The 20,255-nt window shown below is 59.2% G+C and carries 18 protein-coding genes and 3 pseudogenes; 9 read left to right on the top strand and 12 right to left on the bottom strand.

Annotated features, from left to right (window positions below):
* Positions 1–57 precede the first annotated feature (57 nt).
* Entirely contained in the window at positions 58–681 is a 624-nt protein-coding gene (gene slmA / locus CH74_RS04770; protein WP_048306325.1) for a nucleoid occlusion factor SlmA, read from the top strand.
* A 76-nt stretch (positions 682–757) separates the two neighbouring features.
* On the opposite strand, the gene rpoH is transcribed toward slmA, so the two are convergent.
* From rpoH to ftsY, 4 genes and pseudogenes are all read right to left on the bottom strand, one after another.
* Positions 758–1,624 (bottom strand): RNA polymerase sigma factor RpoH, encoded by an 867-nt coding sequence (gene rpoH, locus CH74_RS04765; protein ID WP_048306324.1) that lies wholly within the window; start codon positions 1,622–1,624, stop codon positions 758–760.
* A 159-nt stretch (positions 1,625–1,783) separates the two neighbouring features.
* Entirely contained in the window at positions 1,784–2,821 is a 1,038-nt protein-coding gene (gene ftsX, locus CH74_RS04760; protein WP_048306323.1) for a permease-like cell division protein FtsX, read from the bottom strand.
* Positions 2,818–3,497: pseudogene (gene ftsE / locus CH74_RS04755) on the bottom strand (cell division ATP-binding protein FtsE). The gene ftsX and the pseudogene ftsE overlap by 4 nt, the downstream one beginning before the upstream one ends.
* Positions 3,494–5,022 (bottom strand): annotated as a pseudogene (gene ftsY / locus CH74_RS04750) (signal recognition particle-docking protein FtsY). The pseudogenes ftsE and ftsY overlap by 4 nt, the downstream one beginning before the upstream one ends.
* A gap of 132 nt (positions 5,023–5,154) precedes the next feature.
* On the opposite strand from ftsY, the gene rsmD reads away from it, so the two are divergent.
* Together rsmD and zapB are read left to right on the top strand one after the other, a co-directional pair.
* Positions 5,155–5,814 (top strand): 16S rRNA (guanine(966)-N(2))-methyltransferase RsmD, encoded by a 660-nt coding sequence (rsmD, locus tag CH74_RS04745; RefSeq protein WP_048306321.1) that lies wholly within the window; start codon positions 5,155–5,157, stop codon positions 5,812–5,814.
* 80 nt (positions 5,815–5,894) lie between these two features.
* Positions 5,895–6,104, top strand: a complete 210-nt coding sequence (zapB, locus tag CH74_RS04740; protein ID WP_048306320.1) for a cell division protein ZapB — start codon at positions 5,895–5,897, stop codon at positions 6,102–6,104.
* 34 nt (positions 6,105–6,138) lie between these two features.
* Here zapB and rimI read toward each other — a convergent pair whose 3' ends face one another.
* The 7 genes and pseudogenes from rimI to prfB all read right to left on the bottom strand — a co-directional run bounded on the left by rimI (position 6,139) and on the right by prfB (position 12,821).
* On the bottom strand, positions 6,139–6,618 hold the full coding sequence (gene rimI, locus CH74_RS04735) for a ribosomal protein S18-alanine N-acetyltransferase (protein WP_253272950.1): 480 nt from the start codon (positions 6,616–6,618) through the stop codon (positions 6,139–6,141).
* Complete coding sequence (locus tag CH74_RS04730; protein ID WP_156181376.1) at positions 6,602–7,540, bottom strand: hypothetical protein; 939 nt, start codon at positions 7,538–7,540, stop codon at positions 6,602–6,604. The genes rimI and CH74_RS04730 overlap by 17 nt, the downstream gene beginning before the upstream one ends.
* The gene (locus tag CH74_RS04725) at positions 7,540–7,848 is read right to left on the bottom strand and encodes a BolA family transcriptional regulator (protein WP_048306319.1); all 309 of its coding nucleotides are present in this window, start codon (positions 7,846–7,848) and stop codon (positions 7,540–7,542) included. Before CH74_RS04725 ends, CH74_RS04730 begins: the two co-directional genes overlap by 1 nt.
* Positions 7,849–7,905: 57 nt before the next feature.
* On the bottom strand, positions 7,906–9,324 hold the full coding sequence (locus CH74_RS04720) for an MFS transporter (RefSeq protein ID WP_048306318.1): 1,419 nt from the start codon (positions 9,322–9,324) through the stop codon (positions 7,906–7,908).
* A gap of 226 nt (positions 9,325–9,550) precedes the next feature.
* Positions 9,551–9,937, bottom strand: a complete 387-nt coding sequence (locus tag CH74_RS04715) for a hypothetical protein (RefSeq protein ID WP_048306317.1) — start codon at positions 9,935–9,937, stop codon at positions 9,551–9,553.
* 241 nt (positions 9,938–10,178) lie between these two features.
* A complete protein-coding gene (gene lysS, locus CH74_RS04710) occupies positions 10,179–11,714 on the bottom strand; it encodes a lysine--tRNA ligase (protein ID WP_048306316.1) in 1,536 nt (511 codons plus the stop codon).
* A gap of 9 nt (positions 11,715–11,723) precedes the next feature.
* A pseudogene (gene prfB, locus CH74_RS04705) lies at positions 11,724–12,821 on the bottom strand (peptide chain release factor 2).
* 299 nt (positions 12,822–13,120) lie between these two features.
* Between prfB and CH74_RS04700 the strand changes: the two are divergent.
* The 6 genes from CH74_RS04700 (at position 13,121) to CH74_RS04680 (ending at position 19,837) form a co-directional block, all read left to right on the top strand.
* Positions 13,121–14,704, top strand: a complete 1,584-nt coding sequence (locus tag CH74_RS04700) for a peptide ABC transporter substrate-binding protein (protein WP_048306315.1) — start codon at positions 13,121–13,123, stop codon at positions 14,702–14,704.
* A complete protein-coding gene (locus tag CH74_RS19360; RefSeq protein ID WP_253272949.1) occupies positions 14,704–15,516 on the top strand; it encodes a peptide ABC transporter substrate-binding protein in 813 nt (270 codons plus the stop codon). Before CH74_RS04700 ends, CH74_RS19360 begins: the two co-directional genes overlap by 1 nt.
* Positions 15,517–15,542: 26 nt before the next feature.
* Positions 15,543–16,286 (top strand): ABC transporter substrate-binding protein, encoded by a 744-nt coding sequence (locus tag CH74_RS19355; protein ID WP_367379091.1) that lies wholly within the window; start codon positions 15,543–15,545, stop codon positions 16,284–16,286.
* A gap of 69 nt (positions 16,287–16,355) precedes the next feature.
* Entirely contained in the window at positions 16,356–17,282 is a 927-nt protein-coding gene (oppB, locus tag CH74_RS04690) for an oligopeptide ABC transporter permease OppB (RefSeq protein ID WP_048306314.1), read from the top strand.
* A gap of 5 nt (positions 17,283–17,287) precedes the next feature.
* Positions 17,288–18,229 carry an ABC transporter permease gene (locus tag CH74_RS04685; RefSeq protein ID WP_082140297.1) on the top strand — a complete coding sequence of 314 codons (942 nt, stop codon included), beginning with the start codon at positions 17,288–17,290 and terminating at the stop codon, positions 18,227–18,229.
* A gap of 9 nt (positions 18,230–18,238) precedes the next feature.
* The gene (locus tag CH74_RS04680; RefSeq protein ID WP_048306313.1) at positions 18,239–19,837 is read left to right on the top strand and encodes an ABC transporter ATP-binding protein; all 1,599 of its coding nucleotides are present in this window, start codon (positions 18,239–18,241) and stop codon (positions 19,835–19,837) included.
* Positions 19,838–19,914: 77 nt separating this feature from the next.
* Here CH74_RS04680 and CH74_RS04675 read toward each other — a convergent pair.
* A partial coding sequence (locus CH74_RS04675) for an outer membrane protein transport protein (protein ID WP_048306312.1) occupies positions 19,915–20,255 on the bottom strand: 341 nt, incomplete at its 5' end.

The following is a 20,255-nucleotide window of genomic DNA, read 5'->3' as shown; positions in this document are numbered from 1 at the left end:
GGAGAAAACCGCCGAGTAGGATCAGAAGAACCATAAAATATTATTAGAAAAATCATCATGACGCAGGCAAATACACCCAAACAGAGCCGGCGGGATCAAATCCTTCAGGCGCTGGCACTAATGCTGGAAGAAGACAGCGGTAAACGCATCACCACCGCCTCACTGGCCCGTCAGGTCGGCGTTTCCGAAGCCGCCCTTTATCGACATTTTCCCAGTAAGGCACGCATGTTCGAAGGCTTGATCGAGTTCATTGAGGAGAGTCTGTTCGAACGCATTCGGCTCATTCTCAATGAGACTCTGGATGCACTGCCACGCTGCCAGCACGTTCTCAAACTGCTGCTGGGATTCGCTGAAAAGAACCCGGGGCTGTGTCGGCTGCTCAACGGCGATGCTCTGATCGGTGAGACCGAGAGACTGCGAACGCGGATGAATCAGCTGTTCGAACGCCTGGAAACTCAGTTCAAGCAGATCCTGCGCGAAGCCGAGCTCCGCGAGGGCTTGCGTCCGATACTGCCAGTCTCCTCCGCAGCCAATCTTCTGCTGGCCCTAGCCGAAGGGCGAATCGGTCAATATGTGCGCAGCGATTTCAAGCGATTGCCTACTTCGAACTGGGATGAGCAATGGCAAGTGATATCTCGGGAGCTGCTGATACCGATAGCCGCGCTGCAACCTGCGCCTTGAAAATCTTCATTCGATGACAAGAAAATGCCCTTGACCGGTTGGCCAAGGGCATCATGGATACGTCCGAGATAATCTATCAGGCGACCAAAGCATCGCCCAACTGCTGCCGAATCTTCTTCATGGCGTTCTTTTCGAGCTGGCGGATACGTTCGGCAGAAACACCATAGGTGTCAGCCAGCTCGTGAAGAGTGGCTTTGCTGTCCGTCAACCAGCGGCTGCGCAAGATATCCTGGGAGCGCTCATCAAGGCTCGCCAGCGCTGTTTGCAAACGACGGGTAGAATCTTCTTCCCAATCGTTGTCTTCGAGCTGTACCGCCGGATCGAAACGCTCATCATCGAGATAGTGTGCCGGCGCCTGGTAGCCTTGATCCTCTTCTTCAGAGGGCGAGGCATCGAAACCGGCATCGAAGGCGGACAAACGCCCTTCCATTTCACGCACTACCTCGGGCTTGACGTTGAGGTCCTTGGCGATTGCGTCCACCTCATCGACATTGAGCCAGGCAAGACGCTTCTTGGCGCTGCGCAGGTTGAAGAACAGCTTGCGCTGAGCCTTGGTAGTGGCGACCTTGACGATACGCCAGTTGCGCAACACGAACTCATGTATCTCAGCCTTGATCCAGTGCACCGCAAAGGAAACCAAGCGCACGCCTTGATTCGGGTCGAAACGCTTGACCGCCTTCATGAGCCCGACATTGCCTTCTTGAATCAGATCCGCCTGGGGCAGACCATAACCGGAATAACTGCGAGCAATATGCACCACAAATCGCAGGTGCGACATGACCAGACGCCGTGCAGCTTCCAGATCGTTGTGATCATACAGACGAAAGCCCAGCTCGCGTTCTTCTTCCGCGGTGAGTACGGCGATACCGTTGACCGCGCGAATGTAACCGTTCAGATCCTGGCCCGGTGAAAGCTGGCCAATAGGCTGAAGACTGGTGCTCATGCAGGATGTCTCCATGTTGCCTCGTGAGAAGGAAACCGACATTGATTTGGCGAAATAATCGTTAGACTCCTAACATAGTACGCTGCTGATGAGACCGCAAAGGATAAACGAAGTTCCCCGTTGAAAACGGTGCTACCCACAAAGTTTGAGCCCATTACGTCAACGCGGTCTTATCTCTTTTAAATGGCGATCTACCGCCATCCAGCCGCCCAACCAGCCCAATAGTGTACTCGAAATAAGCAGTGCTGCCGAGCCTTCCCAATCGAGTCTTGGTACCGTGAAATGGGCTCCATAGCTTTGTGCCAGCGCCTGTACCGGCGCCGATAGCCATTGCCCGCCTAGCCCCAGCAGCAGCCAGGCCAATAGGCCGCCGCCCAGGCCATACCAGGCGCCGCTATAAAGAAATGGCCGACGTACAAAGGCATGGGTTGCACCGATCAAGGTGACCACCTCGATCTCTTGGCGCCGGTTCTCGACGGACAGACGAATGGTGTTGCCAACGATCAACAACACACCGAAGCCGAACAGCACGCCCAGCGCTAGAGTCAGGCGCTGGCCCAGCTCCGCCAAGCGACGCAAACGCTCAAGCCAAGCCAGGTCGAGCCGAACCTCATCGACGCCTTGAATGCTTTCTAACTGCTCGCTCAAGTCACGTACCGCTTGTGGCGACGTATCCAGCGGTGCAACGACTACGCTGGCCGGCAATGGATTGGAGTCGAGCCGCATCAAGGCGTCCTCGAGCCCTAGCGCCTGCTCGAATTCCGCCATGCCTTCCGCCGCGGTTACAAGCCGCGCAGCCGCTACCTGAGGCTGATCACGCAAGATACTGGCCATCTGCATGGCCTCGCTCTCTTCCATAGCGGTATCAAGATACACCGTCAGACTCGCGCTCTCTTCAAGCCCTGCATCCAGCAGTCGAGCACTGTCCAGGGTCAGCCATAAAGCACAAGGCAAAATCAGTGCGACACCGATTGCCAGCATGGTCATCAGGCTGCCCAGGGGCCGTCGTATAAGACGCCGCACGCTATCGAGCGCCATGGCGCGATGATGACGCGCCCAGGCCCTCAATCGGCTATTGACTCTGGTTCGTTGACTGCGGGCGCCTCGTCTTGACTTCGCCTGACGAGTATCCGGCTGGTCTGACGACGATGACCGCTGCCTTGGCTGACGCGGGGGAGGCGTTCTGGAAGCGTTCATGAAACTTCCTCGACCGTGGCATCGTCACCAATCAAGCGCCCTTCGCTCAGCTTCAATATCCGGTGGTGCAGTCGTGCGATCAGGGCAAGATCGTGACTCGCGATCATGATTGTGGTGCCAATGCGATTGAAATCCTCGAACAGGCGCATGATGTCCGCAGACAGCTGTGGATCCAGGTTGCCAGTAGGCTCGTCCGCCAACAGCAGCGCCGGCTTGTTGACCACGGCCCGGGCGATGCCGATACGCTGCTGCTCACCGCCGGACAGCTCGATGGGCAGCGCCTTTTCACGATGCAGCAGGCCTACCTTGTCCAGCGCTGCGCGTACGCGACGGGCTGCCTCATGAGGTTCCAGTCCCTGGATCTGAAGAGGAAGCGCCACGTTGGCAAAGACATCCCGATCGAACAACAGCTGGTGATTCTGGAACACCACGCCGATCTGACGGCGATAGAACGGAATCTGACTGGTGTGCAGCCGATCGATATCGTGATCGGCGACCAGTATTCTTCCCCGGGTGGGGCGCTCGAGCCGCATGAGCAGCCGTAGAAGCGAACTCTTACCGCGCCGGAATGGCCGGTCAAAAAAACCATCTCGCCCCGGCGGATACGAAAATCGATGTTGGCCAGCGCATCGAAACGCCCACCGTAGCGCTTGCCGACATGCTCGAAACGGATCATCCGACGTTCTCGTCTTCCCGGGAAAACAGCGCCGCCACGAAATCCTGGGCCGCGAAAGGACGCAGATCGTCGAGAGTCTCACCGACGCCGATGAAGCGGATTGGTATGGCCTTCTGCTTGGCCAGGGCGAAGATGATTCCCCCCTTGGCGGTGCCATCGAGCTTGGTCAGGGTAATACCGGTCACCGGAATCGCCTCGTCGAAGGTGCTGACCTGGGCAAGGGCATTCTGTCCGGTACCCGCATCCAGCACCAGCATCACTTCCTGAGGCGCGGACTCATCCAGCTTCGCCATTACTCGACGCACCTTCTTGAGCTCTTCCATCAGATGGCCCTTGTTATGCAACCGCCCCGCGGTATCGGCGATCAGCACATCGACCTTGCGCGCCTTGGCAGCCGCCAGGGCGTCGTAGATCACCGAGGCGCTGTCAGCGCCGGTATGCTGAGCCACCACCGGCACCTTGTTGCGCTCGCCCCAGACCTTCAATTGCTCCACCGCAGCGGCGCGAAAGGTATCGCCGGCGGCCAGCATCACGCTGCGCCCTTCTGCCTGAAAACGCTTGGTCAACTTGCCGATGGTAGTAGTCTTGCCCACACCATTGACCCCCACCATCAGAATGACGAAGGGCCCTTCGCCCTTGGGCGGCAGGGTCAGTGGCGTTGCCACCGGCGCCAGCAAGTCTGTCAGCTCTTCCTGCAGCGCACGATAAAGCGCCTGGGGGTCCTTGAGTTCCTTACGAGAAACCCGTGCAGAGAGACGGTCGATGATCTCGCTGGTGGCTTCGATACCTACATCCGCCATCAGCAGCTGGGTCTCGAGATCCTCCATGAGTTCATCATCGATCTGCTTCTTGCCCATGAATAGATCGGCGATGCCATCGGTCAGGTTGGCGCGAGTCTTGCCCAGCCCGGATTTGATGCGGGCGAACCAGCCTGCTTCTCTGAACGGGGCTTTTTCTGGCCGGGTTCTTGATCCGGCGACGTCTGAGCCAACGAGGAGGCGCTGGCATCCTGACTGGACGTAGCCGAAACATCATGCGGCACGTGATTGTCGTCTTGCTCGCGCAATTCCTGGTGCGCTTCCGCCGCGGCCTGGGCCAGCACCTCTTCCTTGATTTCATCCTTCTCGCCGTCGAAGGAGTCGGGCGAAACGGCATTCTCGGCGCGGGTTTCACCTAGCGGCGGGGTATTCTCTTCAGGACGGGAAACCTCATGGGCCAACTCCTCTCGAGGCGTTTCGACGGGTATCTCATCCAACGCACTATGAGCCTCACCCGGTACCAGCTCGCTATCGTCGAGCGCTTCTCGAGCGGCGTCACGTTCGAGCGCATCTGGCTCATAGGAAATGCTCTGCTGGGCCTCAGGATCATGCTCCTGTACCACTTTTGTGGCAGTAACCTCCGCGTCGATGCCTTGTTTTTTGGTCTCCTCCTCGACCTTCTGCCCTTCGGCATTGCTCGTCTGGGATTCCAAGGCGTCCTGCTGATCGGAGTCCTGCTTTTTCTTACGCTTCAAAAAACCGAACATGGGCAAATTCTGTCAGTTGAAAGATGAATAATGGCAATATTCTATCACTGTGCACTATCGCTGTAGACCAACGCCTAGGACTATCATCGAAGACTATCGCTTTTATGAGTCCCCTCGTACAATCTGCCGATCATGAATCCTCGTCGCCCTTCTACATCCCGCCCAAGCCGCTCAACTCCCGCCAGCTCCCGTGGCAAGAGAGGCGGGAAGCTGCGCATCATCGGCGGCAGATTCCGCCGCCGTCTGCTACCGGTACCAGATCATCCCGGGCTGCGTCCGACTCCGGATCGGGTGCGAGAAACGCTATTCAACTGGTTGGCGTTTGAGCTTGCGGATCGCCGCGTGCTCGACCTGTTTGCTGGCACCGGCGCCTTGGGGCTGGAGGCGCTTTCGCGAGGCGCTCAGGAAGCGCTTTTCGTCGAAGCCGACGGCGCGGTCGCGCGCGGCATCGAAGCAAATCTGCAGACCCTGGACGCTTCCGGGCACGTGATCACTCGCAGTGCGCTTGCATTCTTGAACGGTCCGCCACAGCCTTTCGATATCGTCTTTCTCGACCCACCCTTTCGCCAGGGATTGGCCGGCGATACCTGTTGCTTGCTTGAACAACGAGGATGGTTAAACGACGAGGCCTGGATCTATGTAGAGACGGAGTCGGAGCTTGTGCTGAAGGTACCTGCAACCTGGAAACTGCACCGCGAGGTGCCGGCGGGAGAGAGCCATGGCCGGCTCTATCAACGTACCGCGTCGCCAGCTGGAGACGCTTGCCGAGACCACCCTCGCAGCGTAGGCTGAACGGCTGCAGGACGCCCCCAAAGTATCCGTTAGAACGAACAAAACCCCTTCAGAGAACTGCAAGACGTCAGGAGAACAGGATGAGCATCGAACTTTTCAATCAGCTGGAGCAGAAGGTCACCAACGCGGTGGAATCCCTCGAGATGCTGAAGATGGAAAGCGAAGAGTTGCGCGAGGAAAACGCTCGACTCAAGCAGGAACACCAAGAATGGGAACGGCGCCTGAACGGCTTGTTGGAAAAGTTTCGCGAGCTGGAAAGCTCAGAGAGTAGCGAAACCAGCTTTTCCTGATGCCATACTCCTTGATGCATGATCGCCGCTGATGTCACGACCTATCAGCGGTAGCAAGACAGCGTGACATCAGTAGCGCGTCCTCGCGCTGTCCTGCTTCCAAAGCCTGTGCAGGTGCATAGTACCCGCGCCGCCGAGCATCCTCCGAGAATTCTTGCCGCTCATACAGTGTCCGAGCCGCCCAGTTCGATTCCCTGACCTCGAGCAGCACACGCTCGCTGCCCCAGCGCATCGCTTCCACGACTACTTCTTCGAGCAGAGCTCGAGCGATACCGCGTCGTCGAGCCTCGGGGGCAACGGTGATCGCCTGCAATTCCGCCTCAAACGGCAATCGATAGACTGCCGCGTAGGCCACCAGATCATCATTTTCGAAAGCACCCAAAAGAACCGCACGCTCATCCTTGAAAGCATCTTGAAGCTGGGCCCGGGACCAGGGATGTAACTGACCGGCGCTTTCGATGGCGATTATTCGATCCAGCCATCGGGACGTTAGCGGTTCAATGCGCCGCTTCATCATCATCCGTCTTGCCTTGAGCCGCTTGATGCCAGGCTTTGCGCCATTCGTTCAGCAGTGGCCATATTTCTCGCTTGGCCTGTGCAGACTGTGCAAGCGTTTGCAATGAAGGGCCTTGCCAGCCGGGAATGTCCAACAAATGGCAATGGTGCTCCTGCAGGCTTAGCACCGAATCCAATGTGGCATCTTCCCCGAAGAGCAACAGGCGCTCCGGACGCCAGCCGCGCCGGCGACGGCCTTCGACGAAGGCCCGCAGACCGTCCTTGGCTTCTTCCAGCGGCGCTTCCACGGGCAACCCCTCCATCATCGGCCAATCGAAAGCCTGGAAATCGAGTGCCGTACCAGGAGCGATATGCGCCGCCTGTAACAGATTGGCCAATAAGCCTCTGGCCAAGGAATCTGTTAACTCTCGACCTGGCAGCATCACAAGCCAGCGACCATCCAGAGCGGCAATCTGCAATGAAAAACGCAGGGAAGCCTGGGGGGAGACAGTGCTGGTATCTGGAGCAAGATCAGACGCTTCCGATCCAACTTTGGCGACGCGCGTCTGAGGAGCCCTGCTGCTATCGCTGTCGTCGTTACCCTTGTCTTCATCACCGTCGATACCATTGTCATCCAACAATGCCCGGGCTCGCCTGGCTTGACGTGATGGCGTTGCTACAGACGGGGACGAGGGGTTGCTCAAGGACGATGCTGTTGACGACGCCGAACGATCCTGATCGTTTTCAAGCGCTCTCTCCTCGTGAGCAGCCTTGCCTAGCAGTGCCTGTAAGCGCTGGGCCGGTGGTTGGCTTGGCGGCGCTTCGGGCTCGAGCCATTCACACTGGGTCGTGGGCGCCGCATTGGGTAGTCGGTAACGACTGACCCAAGCGGTCAGACCCATGGCCTCGAGATATTGAGAGCGCAGGGGTTCGCCGGGCACTAGCGTCCACCGCCCCGACAGTTCGGGGAGTCAGGACGCGAGTTCCCGCGAGCGATCCACTCCTGGGGCGTGTACAGATGCAGGGCCAGTGCATGCACCGGCCCTGCCAGCTCGTCCGCCAGGACCGCATAGACCTGCTGATGGCGCTTGACCGGCATCAGTCCTTCAAAGCGCTGCGAGGCCAGCGTCACCTTGAAGTGAGTCTCCGAGTTGGGCGGCACGCTGTGCATGTGGCTTTCATTCTCGACCTCAAGATACTCAGGGTCGAGAGCTTTGAGCTTGTCTTCAATGCGTGTTTGGACACTCATGCATGACCTCCTTTCATCGATTTGATCTTGCATCAGGTTGAGCGTCATTGTACCGCCTCACTTCAGTCCAGGCGATGACTCGCCAACGCCTTCTTCCCTTCGGGTAGCGGCCGTGATCGGGATGCGCCAGCTGCTGATGAGCAAGGCCATCAATATCACACCGACGCCGATCCACAAGGCGACATGCACGCCTTGTGGATCCCAGGCAAACACGAGCCCGGTGAGCGCCACCCCAAGGGACTGACCGAAGGTGCGTACCGTTGCCAATACCCCGGAGGCGATAGCGCTCAGCGATTTGGGAGCATTGGAAAGCAGTTCCCGATTGTTGGGCGACTGGAACATACCAAAACCCAGTCCACATAGCGCCGGTCGCCAAACAATGTCAGCAATGTCCGCCTCTGCATCGAGCAGTGCCAAGGATGCCAGTCCCATCGCTGCGAAACCCAATCCTATCGACGCCAGCAGCGAGGGGTTGAATCGATCGGCAAATCGCCCTGCCAAAGGCGCGACGACCATGACTACCAGCGGCCAAGGGGTAAATAATCCTGCCGCTACCAGCGGCGAATAGCCCAGCACGTCCTGATAGAGAAATGACAGGCAGACAAAGGTCAGCCCTTGAGCCACGAAAACGACTCCGGACACTGTTGCCGCAAAGGACAGACGTCTCGAGCTGAATATCTCAAGAGGCAGCAGCGGATGCGTGATCCGTCTTTGGCGTCGCAGGAAAAGCCAAGCGCTTGCAAATCCCGCCATCAGCAGTGCTGAGAAGACGAGCAATCCGCCTTCATGAGCCAGGGCGTCCATTGCCACCACCAGCGATCCCAGCATGAGCGCGGATAGCAAGGCACCGAGAAAATCGAATCCCCCGGAGCGAGGCGCTTCCTTGGGCAGCACCCGCCAGGCAAGCAATACAACCATGATTCCGATGGGCACGTTGAGCGCGAATAGCCAGGGCCAGCCGGCAATGGCCAATACCAGCCCTCCCAACGAAGGCCCGGAGGCATAGCCCAGGGCCGCCACCATGGCGCTAATGCCTAGGGCACTACCCAGCAGCCGGGTAGGAAATATCAATCGATATAGCGATGGCCCGATACTCAACATTGCAGCGGCCCCGAGCCCCTGCAGGGCTCGCCAAAGCAGAAGCCATTCGAAATCTCGGGTCAGCGCACAGCCCAGGGACGCTGTCGCGAAGACCGTCATACCGCCGATGTAGAGCCGGCGCCGAGTGATGACCTGGCTGAAGGCGGCGAAAGCCAACAGGCTCATGGCTCCCACCAGCTGGTAGAGATTGGTGATCCACACCACCCGAGAAGGCGCAATATCCAGATCCCGCGCCATGGTGGGTAGAGCGATATTGACCATATTGGCATCGAGCACCGCCATCAGGGTGCCGAAAATCAGCACAATGACGGCAGCGCGTCGCTGGGGTCCGGGCAGCCCATCGTCTCCAGGGCGTGTTTCGAAAAGTCGACTCATATAATAAGAAAACCCGGCAAGGCCGGGCTGAAAACCTGCTCATGATCTGCTGCGTGTTGGTCATACTTCGTTAAATTCGTTCTCGTGCGCGAGTCCGATCAAAGTACTCATTTACACCAGTAAACTCCGCCTTTTAATCCGAATTTGCCTCGTCTGACTTCTAACTCGCTAGATCGTGAACAGGTTCAAGAAGTTGTCACTTTAAAAGGGCGCTAACCCAATATCGCTAGTCCTGGTCCGCATCCAGCAAAAGCACATCGTCTATCTCGGCGATTTCCAGCGGTGTTTTATCGTCCAGATCCACGGATAGAAAGCTATACTCGACCCGAAGAAAGCGCTGGAACAACGACCAGTCATGGGTTTCCGGCCACTGGCGCTCGTCCTCTTCCCAGGCTCGCAGTTCGCTCTCGAGAATTTCTCTATGGCGTTCCCGAACGAAGGCGGAAAGCGCTTCAGGACTATCCATCTCGGGAATCAGATAGACGGTGCTTTCACGATCGATATCATCGAGGGTCAGATCGTCGTCGCCCACCGTGGGTTCCAGCGAGTTGATCCAGTCGACGAACTCTTGTGTGGGCTTGACGCTCAGGGCTGAGCGGTTGAGCAGTTTCATCGGACTCTCCTCGACCTACGCGATATCGAAACGACGCTCATTATGGGCGCAAGTGCGGCGGGTTACCATCGTCCAGCGACAAGATTGATCCAACTCTTGGCGGCTTGGGGCTGTGCAAAGCGAACCTCTTTTTTCAGGGATGAAAAAAGGAGCGCCCAAGGAGGGGTTCACAGCGTGTTCGCGGCGTACTGCCCCAAGCCAATCATCAATCTGTAGACAAGCGCAGCTCTTTCACTCCAACTTACTCCACTTCGGGGCGCATGGCCGGGAACAGCAACACATCTCGAATCGATGGGCTGTCCGTGAACAGCATCACCAACCGGTCGATGCCGATGCCCTCCCCCGCGGTCGGTGGCAGCCCATATTCCAGCGCCCGCACGTAGTCCGCGTCGTAATACATCGCCTCCAGATCGCCGGCGTCCTTCTCCGCTACCTGGGCCTTGAAGCGCTCCGCCTGATCCTCGGCGTCGTTGAGCTCCGAGAAGCCATTGGCAATCTCGCGACCGCCGACGAAGAACTCGAATCGATCCGTGACGAAGGGATTGGTATCGTTGCGCCGGGCCAGAGGGCTGACCTCGGCAGGATATTCGGTAATGAAGGTCGGCTGGTCGAGCTTCGACTCGGCGACCTCCTCGAAGATTTCGGTCTGCAGCTTGCCTAGGCCCCAGCCATCCTTGACCGAGATTCCTAGACGCTCGGCAGTAGCCTTGGCCGCATCGAAAAGATCGATATCGCTTTCCCCGATGGGTTGTTCCAACTGCCCGCCATGCTCGAGAATCGCCTGGCGCATCGTCAAGCGCTTGAACGGCTGGCCGAGATCATACTCAGTGCCCTGATAGGTCAGCACGCTGGTATTCAACACCTCTTGCGCCACCTGACGCACCATCTCCTCGGTGAGATCGAGCAGATCCCGATAGTCTGCATAGGCCCAATAGAACTCCAGCATGGTGAACTCAGGGTTGTGCCGCGTCGACAGGCCTTCGTTTCTGAAGTTGCGATTGATCTCGAAGACCCGTTCGAAGCCCCCTACTACCAGTCGCTTGAGATACAGTTCCGGGGCGATGCGCAGGTACATGTCCGTGTCAAGCGCATTGTGATGGGTGATAAAAGGACGCGCCACCGCACCGCCAGGAATCGGCTGCAGCATGGGCGTCTCGACCTCCATGAAGCCCCGTGCCTCGAAAAAGCGCCGGATCGCCGAGACCACTCCGGCCCGTACCTCGAAGGCACGACGCGAGTCCGGGTTCATGATCAGATCTACATAGCGCTGGCGATAGCGCGCCTCCATGTCGGTCAGGCCATGAAACTTATCCGGTAGCGGGCGCAGACTCTTGGTCAAGAGCTTTGCCTCGACCATCATCACGTAGAGATCGCCCTTGCCTGACTTGTGCACCGGCCCCTGGGCGGCGACGATATCGCCAATGTCCCAGCTCTTGATGTCTTCAAGAATGGCTTCCGGCAGCCCTTTCTTGTCCACATAAAGCTGAATCTGTCCCGAAACGTCCTGAATCACCAGAAACGGACCGCGTTTCCTGAGAATACGCCCGGCCACTGCGGCCTGACGATTGCGGCTTTCAAGCGCCGCCTTGTCGAACTCGCCCAGCTCCGCCTGTAGCTCAGCGGCCAGGCTGTCGCGGCGGAAGTCGTTGGGAAAAGCGCTTTCGCCGGTTTCCGCGGCCTGCTCGCGCCGGGCCGCCAGCTTGGCCCGACGCTCCGCGATCAAATGATTCTCGTCCTGAGTCTCCGGAGAGGAGTGCGGATTGTCCTGATTCGCCATTGCTCTGCCCTATAACCCTTGTTTTAGACTCGCCACGATGAACTGATCCAGGTCGCCGTCAAGCACCTTGTCACAATTGCTCGACTGAACGCCGGTGCGCAGATCCTTGATGCGCTGATCGTCCAGCACGTAGGAGCGTATCTGACTGCCCCAGCCAATGTCCGCCTTGCTGTCCTCCGCCTGCTGCTTGGCAGCATTGCGCTTGTCCATCTCGTGCTCCCACAGCTTCGCCTTGAGCTGCTTCATGGCGAAATCCCGGTTGGCGTGCTGGCTGCGCTGACTCTGGCAGGCCACCACGATGCCGGTGGGCTCGTGGGTGATCCGCACCGCGGAATCCGTGGTGTTGACGTGCTGGCCGCCGGCGCCGCTGGAGCGATAGGTATCGGTGCGCAGGTCCGCCGGATTGATATCCACCTCGAAGCTGTCATCGATCTCCGGTGACAGAAATACCGATGCAAACGACGTATGTCGCGGCCGCCGGAATCAAACGGGCTCTTGCGCACCAGACGATGCACTCCGGTCTCGGTGCGCAGCCAGCCGAAGGCGTAATCGCCCTGAACATGTATCGTCGCGGACTTGATGCCTGCCACCTCGCCACTGGAAAGCTCGACGATCTCCGCCTTGAACCCGTGATGCTCCGCCCAGCGCAGATACATGCGCAGCAGCATGTTACCCCAATCCTGAGCCTCGGTGCCCCCGGAGCCGGCCTGAATATCCAGATAGGCGTTGTTGGCATCCATCTCGCCGGAGAACATGCGGCGGAATTCGAGTTTCTCCAGGGCCGCTTCGAGCTGGGCAAGCTCCTTGTTGACCTCCTCGACGGTGCCTTCGTCCTCTTCCATCACCGCCAGTTCGAGCAGTTCGGCGTTGTCCTTGAGCCCTTGATCGAGTTCATCGATGGTGGCGACGATCTGCTCCAGGCTGGCCCGCTCCTTGCCCAGTTTCTGGGCGTAGTCCGGATCATTCCAGACGTCTGGATTCTCCAGTTCTCGGGTGACTTCCTCTAGCCGATCCTTGCGTTCGGCATAGTCAAAGATACCCCCTCAGGATGTCCGTGCGTTCGGACAGATCCTTGATGAGGTTAGTGATCGGATTGATCTCTTGCATGATGATCCTGTTTTGACGTGCTGCATGAAGTATGAAGAGACGGGCAAAAGCGGCTTATTGTAGCCAACCGGCGCTTGAGCGTCATCCTGAGGGCCGTCCACTGTGCTACCCGATTTATGATCGCCAATCGTTCAGCAGTCATTTTTACTACCCGCAATCTACTACGATAGTGGAATGCCCCACAGCAAATTCCCCATAGACAACGATGTTTCTGAGAAGAGAAGATTAGAAAAAGCCTAGCCGTGTCAGTATGAGCCTGCTGACGAATGTTATTCGGACAAACGAACAAGGACGACAAGATGCCGATTTTCCGCCGCTCTCTGCTGAGCGCTATGGCGCTCTCCACCGGTTTGCTCGCCACCACCCTTCAAGCCCAGACCCTAGATATCGGCGTCATGGGAGAGCTTGCCTCCTTTGATGCCTCCCAGGTCTCCGGCGGGGTGTGGGAATCCCAGGTACTGATGGACGTCTACGAAGGCCTGGTCAAGAAAGCCCCGGACGGGGAAATTCTGCCGGGCATGGCGACCTCTTGGAAAGTCTCCGAGGATGGCAAGACCTATACCTTCACCATGCGGGACGGCGCCAAGTGGTCCGACGGGAAGCCGGTTACCGCCGAGGACTTCGTATTTGGCTGGCGCAACATGCTCGACCCGGAGAACGCCTCCAAATACGCCTACATGCTCTATCCGGTGGCCAATGCCAAGGCGGTCAACGTCGGTGACAAACCCCTCGATGCCTTGGGTGTAAAGTCCCTCGACGATGGCAAGACCTTTGAAGTCACCCTCAACTCGCCGACCCCCTACTTCATTCAACTGCTGACCCACTACACCGCCTATCCGGCGCCGAAGCACACCGCCGAGAAGTACGGCAAGCAGTGGGTAAAGCTTGGCAACATCGCCACCAACGGCGCTTTCAAGCCTACGCAGTGGGTGTCCCAGTCGCGTATCACCGCGGTCAAGAACCCACAGTACTACGAGGCAGATCAGGTCGCCCTCGATCAGGTCAACTATCACACCACGGAAGATCGCAATGCGGGTGTCTCGCGCTTTCGCGCCGGGGAACTCGATGTTCTCAGAGAGTATCCGTCCAGCCGCTATCAATGGCTGAAGGACAATTTGCCCGACGCCACCCACATGGCCCCCTATCTGGGCTCCTACTACTACGTGCTCAATCATCGCAAGGGCCGTCCCACTGCGGACAAGCGGGTACGCGAGGCCTTGAATCTAGCGGCTCGGCGCAATGTAATCGCCAAGCAGATCATGGCCGGTACCTTTTTGCCTTCTCAGTCTCTCGTGGCCAAGGGCACGGCCAACTACGATGTCCAGACCATGGATTTGAGCGAGGACATGGACGCGCGCATGGAAAAGGCCAAGCAATTGCTCGAAGAAGCCGGCTATGGCCCTGGCAATCCTCTCAATTTGCGCCTGCGCTACAACACCTCGGATGAACACAAGAAGATCGCCGTGGCCATGGCCGCCATGTGGCGCCCGCTGGGGATCAACGTCGAGATGGTCAATTCGGAGGCCACGGTGCATTACCAGACCATTCAGCAAGGCGACTTCGACGTGGCTCGGGCCGGCTGGGTTGCCGACTACAACGACGCGGAGAACTTCCTGACGCTGCTCAAAAGCGGCGTCGGCAACAACTACGGCGCCTACGCCAATCCGGAGTTTGATGCCCTGTTGGAGGAAGCCTCCACCACCCTGGATGCGGCAGAACGCGAGACGCTTCTCGAACAAGCGGAACAGCTTGCCATGAACGATTATGCCATCGTGCCGCTGCTCTACTACGTCTCGCGCAACCTGGTGAACCCCAAGATGCGTGGCTGGGAGGACAACGTGGAAGACGATCATCCCTCTCGCTGGATCAGTATCGAGGAATAATGGCTTTCCATCGACTGACATGCCGGCTATTGCCAGCATTATTGATCCTTGCGATCTCGGGCACTGCCCCTGGCGCGACACTCGAGATCGGCAACGGCGCCGAGCCTGGCACCCTGGACCCTCAGAAGGTCAACGGCAACTGGGAAACGCGGATTACCCGGGCGCTGTTCGATCGTCTGATCGATTATGCCCCAGACGGCAGCCTGGTGCCGGGTCTGGCCGAGTCCTGGCGCATCAGCGACGATGGCAGGACCTATAGGTTCAAGCTGCGTGGCGCCAAATGGTCCGACGGAGTCCCGATCACCGCTGATGATGCGGTCTTCGCCCTGCGCCGGCTGCTGACCCCGGCCACCGCCAACCACAACGCCACGCTCTACTACGCCATTCGCAATGCCCGTAAGGTCAATACTGGCCAGGCCGATCCGTCCACCCTCGGGGTAGAGTCCATGGACGATCGCACCCTGGTCGTTCATTTGAGCGAACCCACGGCCTATTTTCTACAGGCACTGGCGATGAGCGAAGCCGCACCGCTCCCCGAGCACGCGCTCAAAGCCCAGGGCGATGACTGGACCGATCCGGGGCGCATGGTCTCAAGCGGTGCCTTCACTCTCGGCGAGTGGCGTCCTCAAGAGCGCATTCGAGTCGTCAAGAATCCGCATTTTTATGCCGCCGACGAGGTCTCCCTCGATGGCGTGACGTTCTACCCCATCGAGGATGCAGGCTCGGCCCTGAATCGCTTTCGCACCGGCGCCTGGACATCGCCTACTCAAGCGTTCCTTCGTCACGCTTTTCCTGGGCGAAGAATAATCTAGGCGATGCCCTGCGGGTCGGTCCCTTGGTGGCCCAGTACTTTTACATGTTCAATGTGCGTGAGGACCAGCCGCTTGCGGACAAGCGCATTCGTGAGGCGCTCAACCTGGTGGTGCGTCGGAACGTGATCACCCGGCAGATTCTCGGCATGGGCCAGGATGCATCTTACTGGTACGTGCCCCGCACCGCTGCTGGCGGCGCTCGAGGGGAGACGGCCTTCGCCGACTGGCCGATGGACAAACGTATGGCCCGAGCCAGGCAGCTGATGAAAGAGGCGGGTTATGGCCCGGGGCGTCCGCTTGATCTGACGCTGCGCTACAACACCCTGGAGGATCACAAGAAGATCGCCGTGGCGGTGGCGGCCATGTGGCGGGAGCTGGGCGTCAACGTGGAGCTGATCAATTCAGAGGCTGCGGTGCACTACTCGAGCGTCAATCAGGGCCAGTTCCAGGTGGCCCGCTACGGCATGATGGCCACGATCAACGACCCTTACGATTTTCTCAACGCCTACGCCACGGGTGGCTCGGCCCACAAGAGCAGCGGCTATCAAAGCGACCGCTACGACGCATTGGTTGAGCAAAGCACCCGAGAGCTCGATGACGCCAAGCGTGCCGATTTGATGACCCAGGCGCAGCAGCATCTGCTTGATGACTATGCGCTGCTGCCGCTGTACGACTATGTCAGCGTTCATCTGGTGTCGCCGCGAATCAAGGGCTGGCAGATCACCCCTACCGACGTCCATCCGCTTCGCTATATCACTATCGAGGACTAATCCCTTGATCTATCTTTGTTGCCGCCATCACGATCAGCAGCACTGCCTTGAACCGCAAGGACTCACCGCATGCTGAGCTATATTTTCAAGCGCCTGCTGATGGCGATTCCAACCCTGCTGATCGTCATCACCCTCTCGTTCTTTTTGATGCGTATCGCCCCGGGCGGGCCCTTTGACGGCGAGCGCCAATTGCCGCCGGAGATCGAGGCCAACCTGATGGCCGCCTATCATCTCGACGAGCCCCTGCCCATGCAGTACCTGCGCTACATGGGCAACCTGCTGCAGGGGGACTTCGGCCCCTCCTTCAAGTACAAGGATTTCTCCGTCACCGATCTGATCGCTCAGGGCTTCCCGGTGAGTCTGGAACTGGGCTTCTGGGCGATCCTGCTGGCACTCGCGATCGGCTTGCCCCTGGGCATCATTGCCGCCTTGAAGCGCAATACCGCCGTGGACTATGCGGTCATGGGCACGGCGCTTGCGGGTATCGCCGTGCCCAACTTCGTCATCGCCCCCATTCTGGCGCTGGTGTTCGGCGTGACGCTTGCCTGGCTGCCGGTAGGGGGATGGAACGGCGGTGCCTGGCAGAACATGGTGCTGCCGGTGATCGCCCTGTCGATCCAGCAGATCGCCTACATCGCCCGCATGATGCGCGCCTCGATGATCGAGGTGCTAAGCAGTCATTTCATTCGCACCGCTCGGGCCAAGGGGCTCTCCGAGTCCAAGGTGATTCTGCGCCATGCGCTGCAACCGGCGCTTTTGCCGGTGCTCTCCTATCTGGGACCGGCCATCGCCGGCATCATCACCGGCTCAGTAGTCATCGAACAGATCTTCGGCATCCCCGGCATCGGGCGCTATTTCGTCCAGGCGGCGCTCAATCGCGACTACACCCTGGTGATGGGCACGGTAGTGTTCTACGGCGCCCTGATCGTGCTGCTCAACCTGATCGTGGACCTGCTTTATTCGGTGCTCGATCCGCAAATCCGCTATGACGACTGATGCCCATGACCACTGACACCACGCCCTACAGCGGTGAAAACCTTCCCGCGGGCAGCCCCAACCCGCCGTCTCGACCCGACCCAAGCGCGGCTGCCGAAAAAGGCCAGAGCCTAGGCCGGGAGGCCTGGCGGCGCCTGAAACAGAACAAGGCTGCCATGGCCAGCCTGTGGCTTTTGGTTGTCATCGCTCTTGCCTGTCTCATTGGCCCCTATCTGCTGCCCTGGGGCCTGGCGGAGGTGGACTGGAACGCCTTCAACGTCGCGCCCACCCTGGAAGGCGGTCATTTTCTCGGCACCGACGCCAACGGCCGCGACCTGCTCGCCCGCACTCTCTACGGAGGCCGGGTGTCGCTTTCCGTAGCCCTGGTCGCCACTCTGGTCAGCCTGGTGATTGGCGTGCTTTATGGTGCGATAGCAGGCTATGCAGGGGGACGCACCGACAATCTGATGATGCGCTTCGTCGACATCATGTATTCCCTGCCCTTCATGTTTCTGGTGATCCTGCTGATGGTGGTGTTCGGGCGCAACATCTTCCTGATCTACGCCGCCATCGGCGCGGTGGAGTGGCTCGACATGGCCCGCATCGTGCGCGGCCAAACCCTGGGGCTCAAGCGCCGGGAGTTCGTCGAGGCCGCCCACGCCCTCGGGGTGAGCAATCGCGCCATCATCACCCGCCATATGATTCCCAATGCCATTGGTCCTGTGATCATCTACGTCACCCTCACCGTGCCCAAGGTGATCCTGCTGGAGAGCTTCCTGTCGTTTCTTGGTCTCGGCGTTCAGGAACCTTTGACCAGCTGGGGCGTGCTGATCAGCGAGGGCACCGACATGATGCAAAGCGCCCCTTGGATGCTGCTGGTGCCGGCGGTGTTCCTGGCGCTGACGCTGTTCTGCCTGAATTTCCTGGGCGATGGGCTGAGAGATGCCCTTGATCCCAAGACCCGCTAGGAATCCATCATGACGACTCCCCTACTTGAAATTGATGATCTGTGCGTTGACTTCCACCTGCCAGACGGCGACGTGCCGGCGGTAAAGAACGTCAGTCTGAGCATCAAGGAAGGCGAGACCCTGGCGCTTGTCGGCGAGTCCGGCTCCGGCAAGTCCGTGACCAGTACCGCCATTCTGCGCTTGCTACCGGAGCTCGCCGGTATTCGTGGCGCGATCCGCTTTCACGGCGAGAACCTGCTCGATGCTTCAAACCGGCGCATGCGCGAACTTCGCGGCGATCGTATCGCCACGATCTTCCAGGAGCCCATGACGTCGCTCAATCCGCTGCATCGTATCGGCGATCAGATCGCGGAGGTGCTGCGCCTGCATCGGGGGCTGCGGGGCAAGCGCGCCCAAACCCGGGTAATTGAACTGCTCGAACAGGTGGGCATTCCCGAACCGGCGCGGCGGGTGAAGAGCTATCCCTACGAGCTCTCCGGGGGTCAGCGCCAGCGGGTGATGATCGCCATGGCGCTGGCCTGCGAGCCGGAACTGTTGATCGCGGACGAGCCCACCACCGCTTTGGACGTCACGGTGCAGGCCCAGATACTGAAGCTGCTCGAGGAGTTGCAGCAGCGCTACGGCATGGCGATCCTGTTTATCACTCACGATCTGGGCATCGTGCGCCACTTTGCCGATCGGGTCTGCGTGATGCGACAAAGCGAACTGCTCGAACAGGGCACGACAAAAGAGGTTTTCGCCAGCCCTCGCCACGACTACACCCGGGCCTTGATCGACGCGGAGCCGAGCGGTAGCAAGGCGCCGGTGCCCGAGGATAGCCCGGTGCTGCTCGAGGCCGATCATGTGCAGGTGCGCTTCACCACCAAGCGTCGCTGGTTCGGCCACAACGATTACTTCGAAGCAGTACGCGGCATCGATATAACCCTCAAGCGCGGCCAGACCCTGGGCATCGTCGGCGAGTCCGGCTCCGGCAAGTCGACCCTGGGTCGCGCCCTGCTGCGCCTGCTCAAGAGCCAGGGCGAGATCCGCTTCGACGACAGCGACATTACCCATCTGGAGACTGCAGCCATGCGCCCCCTGCGCAAGCGTATGCAGGTGGTGTTTCAGGACCCCTTCGGCTCACTGTCACCTCGGCTGACCGTGGGCGAGATCGTCGGCGAAGGCTTGCGGGTGCATCATCCGGAACTCAAGCGCGCCGAGCGGGACCAGCGGGTTCAGGAGGCGCTCAAGGAAGTGGCCCTGGACCCTGCCATGCGCAAGCGCTACCCCCACGAGTTTTCCGGCGGCCAGCGCCAGCGCATCGCCATCGCCCGGGCGCTGGTGTTGAAACCGGAGTTCTTGCTGCTCGATGAACCCACCTCGGCGCTGGATCGCTCGGTGCAGGCTACGGTGATAGAGCTGCTGCGGAAGCTACAGCGCAGGCACGACCTGACCTATCTCTTTATCAGCCACGATTTGGCAGTGGTGCGGGCACTGGCGGACAGCGTGCTGGTGATGAAGGAAGGCCAGGTCGTCGAACAGGGTACAACCCGAGAGCTGTTCGACAATCCCCAAAAATCCTATACCCGGGAGCTGATGCAGGCAGCCTTCATGAATGATGCAGACTGAAGCAGCCTGACATAGACCGACAAATGAAAACCCGGCCACAGGGGCCGGGTTGAGCGTTCGCTGAGTCTTGCGTTCGATCAGAAACGATAGGTCGCCTGAGCGCCGAAACCATGGGCCTCGTTCTTGTAATCCGCGCGGTACCTGGAAGTGACCGGGGGCGAACCGCCGAAGCTGTCGGTCTTGGTCTGATTGATCACGGTGCCGCGCTCGGTCAAATAAGAGTAAGCGACGTCGATGGTCAGCGCAGGCAGGGGTGTCCAGCCGGCACCCAATGAGAAGATGCGTCGATCATCCGAGGGGATACGCACGCTGCGAGTATCATCCTGGGTCGGTGTCTGATCGATACTGAGACCGGCGCGCAATACCCAGGCCGGATTGAGCTGATATTCGCCGCCCACGGCGTAGGCCCAGGCGTTTT

It is taken from the genome of Halomonas sp. PR-M31 (genome assembly GCF_001039575.1).
In the GTDB taxonomy this organism is placed as follows: Bacteria; Pseudomonadota; Gammaproteobacteria; order Pseudomonadales; family Halomonadaceae; genus Modicisalibacter.
The sequence above is the reverse complement of the archived record's forward strand: the minus strand, read 5'-3'. Positions and strand labels throughout refer to the sequence as shown.